The sequence below is a fragment of the Endozoicomonas sp. YOMI1 genome, assembly GCF_024606345.1.
In the GTDB taxonomy this organism is placed as follows: Bacteria; Pseudomonadota; Gammaproteobacteria; order Pseudomonadales; family Endozoicomonadaceae; genus Endozoicomonas.
The window spans coordinates 1-3,168 of the sequence record NZ_JAHHPM010000229.1; the positions used below are offsets into that span (position 1 = coordinate 1).

4 protein-coding genes and 1 tRNA gene are annotated in these 3,168 nt (G+C 48.6%); all 5 read left to right on the top strand.

Going from position 1 to position 3,168, the window contains the following annotated elements; genetic code table 11:
• Positions 1-314: 314 nt before the first annotated feature.
• Positions 315-390 (top strand) — tRNA-Trp (locus KDK15_RS08030).
• Positions 391-478: 88 nt separating this feature from the next.
• Positions 479-847 carry a preprotein translocase subunit SecE gene (secE, locus tag KDK15_RS08035; protein WP_066016057.1) on the top strand — a complete coding sequence of 123 codons (369 nt, stop codon included), beginning with the start codon at positions 479-481 and terminating at the stop codon, positions 845-847.
• Between the two features lie 12 nt (positions 848-859).
• Positions 860-1,393, top strand: a complete 534-nt coding sequence (gene nusG / locus KDK15_RS08040) for a transcription termination/antitermination protein NusG (protein WP_257294841.1) — start codon at positions 860-862, stop codon at positions 1,391-1,393.
• A 508-nt stretch (positions 1,394-1,901) separates the two neighbouring features.
• Entirely contained in the window at positions 1,902-2,336 is a 435-nt protein-coding gene (gene rplK, locus KDK15_RS08045; RefSeq protein ID WP_257294842.1) for a 50S ribosomal protein L11, read from the top strand.
• On the top strand, positions 2,336-3,031 hold the full coding sequence (rplA, locus tag KDK15_RS08050; protein WP_257294843.1) for a 50S ribosomal protein L1: 696 nt from the start codon (positions 2,336-2,338) through the stop codon (positions 3,029-3,031). Before rplK ends, rplA begins: the two co-directional genes overlap by 1 nt.
• Positions 3,032-3,168: the final 137 nt, after the last annotated feature.

Consider the following 3,168-nt stretch of genomic DNA (forward strand, 5'->3'; position numbering starts at 1 on the left):
GATTCCCAAGGGCTGCAGACACATGTACTTTAGTTTAATATGGCTACAGCCCTTGATAATCGGGAATACTGGATGGGATCACCAAACAGTTACGCTTGAAAAGACTGATTGATGTGGTAATATATTGAAATTAAAGGTTTTTTATCTTTTCGTTCCTTTGCAAGTATTCACTGAAATGTTTTGTTTTTGAGAGATGTTTGTCTCTTGTTCCGGGTGCCAATTGTTTTTTTGTGCTCGGTAAGCCGCAAGGCTTTTCAGGTCGGTTGATGATGATTATAATTCACCGGCTCTGCAATCCAGAGTGGTAGTGATTTAGGCCAGTAGTTCAATTGGTAGAGCACCGGTCTCCAAAACCGGGGGTTGGGGGTTCGATTCCCTCCTGGCCTGCCATTTCCAATGATCAAGCTCTTGGATGCTTGTTCTCAGAGGTCTTTTTAAAGGTCTTTTAAAGAAAGCCTAGATAGAGAAAATCAAGCTGATGAGTGGAAATTCTGAAATTGCGACTTCGGGTCGTCTGGATGGTCTCAAATGGGGCCTTGTGGCGGTTCTGGTTGCTGTTGGTGTTTACGGTAATTATTACTTCTCTGCTGAGTCGCTCCTTCTCAGGGTTGTTGGTCTGCTGGTAATCGCGGCTGTTGCCGGGTTTGTTGCTCTGCAGACGGTAAAGGGTGGTGCCTTCTGGACGTTGCTGAAGGATGCCAAAACCGAGATTCGCAAGGTTGTCTGGCCTACTCGTCAGGAGACGGTGCAAACCACTCTGGTGGTGGTTGCTGTCGTGTTAGTGATGGGCCTTATTTTGTGGGGGCTCGATTCTCTGCTAGGCTGGATGATCAGCAGCCTGATTTGATAGGGACAGGACATGGCGAAACGTTGGTATGTGGTTCATGCCTACTCTGGATACGAGAAGCAGGTGTTGCGCTCTCTGAATGAGCGTATCAATCGGCTTGGTATGGAAGAGTATTTTGGCGAAATTCTGGTGCCTACAGAGGAAGTGGTAGAGATTAAAAATGGCCAGAAGCGCAAAAGTGAAAGAAAATTCTTTCCGGGCTACGTGCTAGTCCAGATGGAAATGAATGAAGACTCGTGGCATCTGATTAAAGATACGCCGCGGGTTATGGGCTTTATTGGTGGTACGGCGGACAAGCCTGCGCCGATTACCGAAAAGGAAGCGGATTCTATTCTTCGTCGTGTGCACGAAGGCGCTGAGGCTCCAAGGCCCAAGACTCTGTTTGAGCCGGGTGAGATGGTTCGTGTTATTGAAGGTCCTTTTGCCGACTTTAATGGTGTGGTAGAAGGTGTTAACTACGAGAAAAGTCGTCTCCAGGTCGCGGTAATGATCTTTGGTCGTTCAACGCCGGTAGAGCTTGAGTTTGGCCAGGTTGAAAAAGTGTAAGCTGATCAAATTGTTTCCATAACCCCGTTTGCCACTTCTGGTAGCGGGGTTTTGTGCTTTTGGAGGTCGAGCTGGTACACGGTTTCAATGCGGTTGAAGGGATTCTTCTGTCATGGGTCTCCAAACTCCGTTCGTCCTGAGCGGAGTAGAAGGGCGTAAACTCCATGCCCTTGATGAAGACTGTGCCAATCACCCTTCGTCTGTACATCCTGAGCGGAGTCGAAGGACGCTCAGGGTGAACGTAGATTGTACACATTATGCTCATTGAGCTGTGTGTGGTTGTGTTTGCATCCTTTCTTATTATTTGGGCTGAAAAAACGATGATTGTGTGAATTGCAGTTATCTTACGTGTTTTTGCACTGGTGCTTTCGGGATCATTTCTGTAAACTACCGCGCTTTGTAGACGGGTAGCCGTGGAATTTGATGCTTTTTCCTGTTGGGATTCCTTGTATAGGAGTGGTTTGGGAAAGAGGGTTGAGTGAGGCAGTGACCCATGTAGAGGTTAACAATGGCCAAGAAAGTACAAGCTTATATTAAGCTTCAAGTGCCTGCTGGACAGGCGAATCCATCCCCACCTGTTGGTCCTGCCTTGGGTCAGCACGGTGTAAACATCATGGAATTCTGTAAGGCGTTCAACGCAAGCACCCAGAAAATGGATGCTGGCATGCCGATTCCTGTTGTTATTACTGTATACAGCGATCGCAGTTTCACTTTCGAAACCAAAACGCCGCCTGCTTCTGTTCTGCTGATGAAGACGCTTAAGCTGAAGAAGGGTTCTGGTCGTCCAAATACCGAGAAAGTTGGTACTGTGACTCGTGAGCAACTGCTTGAAGTTGCCAAGATCAAAGAGCCTGATCTGACGGCTGCTGACGAAGACGCAGCGATACGTACCATTGCTGGTTCAGCTCGTTCCATGGGCCTGATCGTGGAGGGTGTTGAGTAATGGCTAAGATTTCAAAGCGTGCCAGGCTGATTGCTGAAAAGATCGACTCTACCAGGTCATACGGCTTTGAAGAAGCTGCCAGCCTGCTGAAAGAGATCTCCAGCGTCAAGTTCAAGGAAACGATCGAAGTTTCTGTCAATCTGGGTGTGGATCCTCGTAAATCTGACCAGGTAGTTCGTGGTTCTACTGTACTGCCTAACGGTACTGGTAAAGACGTCCGCGTCGCTGTGTTCACCCAGGGTGCTAACGCTGAAGCCGCTAAAGAAGCGGGTGCTGAAGTGGTTGGTATGGAAGATCTGGCTGAACAGGTTAAAGCTGGTCAGATGGACTTCGACGTAGTGATCGCTTCTCCGGATGCGATGCGTGTTGTTGGTCAGCTGGGTCAGATTCTGGGACCACGGGGCCTGATGCCTAACCCTAAGGTTGGTACTGTAACGCCTAACGTTGCTGAAGCAGTTAAGAACGCCAAGGCTGGTCAGGTTCGTTTCCGTACTGACAAGAACGGTATCATTCACGCAGGTGTTGGTAAGATCGACTTCGAAGCGGCTGCCCTGAAGCAGAACGTTGAAGCTCTGCTGGCTGATCTGAAGAAGCTGAAGCCATCTTCCAGCAAAGGCGTTTACATGAAGAAAGTTACCCTGTCCTCTACCATGGGGCCGGGTCTGACTATCGACATGTCTTCTCTGTCTGCTTAAGCGATAGAAAGAATTACTGAAATCTGGATTATCAGATTTCTGGTTGGTGCAAGCCAGCCGCAACCCTCTTTGGGGTCCCTGCTTTCCAGGAGCCTGTCGGACTTAAGCGTCCGTAGCGAGGATTGCGAGAAATTGAG

What these genes read in the sequence shown, in the direction of transcription:
- rplK (WP_257294842.1), top strand. Translation starts at nt 1,902, where the DNA reads ATGGCCAAGAAAGTACAAGCTTATATTAAGCTTCAAGTGCCTGCTGGA.
- secE (WP_066016057.1), top strand. Translation starts at nt 479, where the DNA reads ATGAGTGGAAATTCTGAAATTGCGACTTCGGGTCGTCTGGATGGTCTC.
- nusG (WP_257294841.1), top strand. Translation starts at nt 860, where the DNA reads ATGGCGAAACGTTGGTATGTGGTTCATGCCTACTCTGGATACGAGAAG.
- rplA (WP_257294843.1), top strand. Translation starts at nt 2,336, where the DNA reads ATGGCTAAGATTTCAAAGCGTGCCAGGCTGATTGCTGAAAAGATCGAC.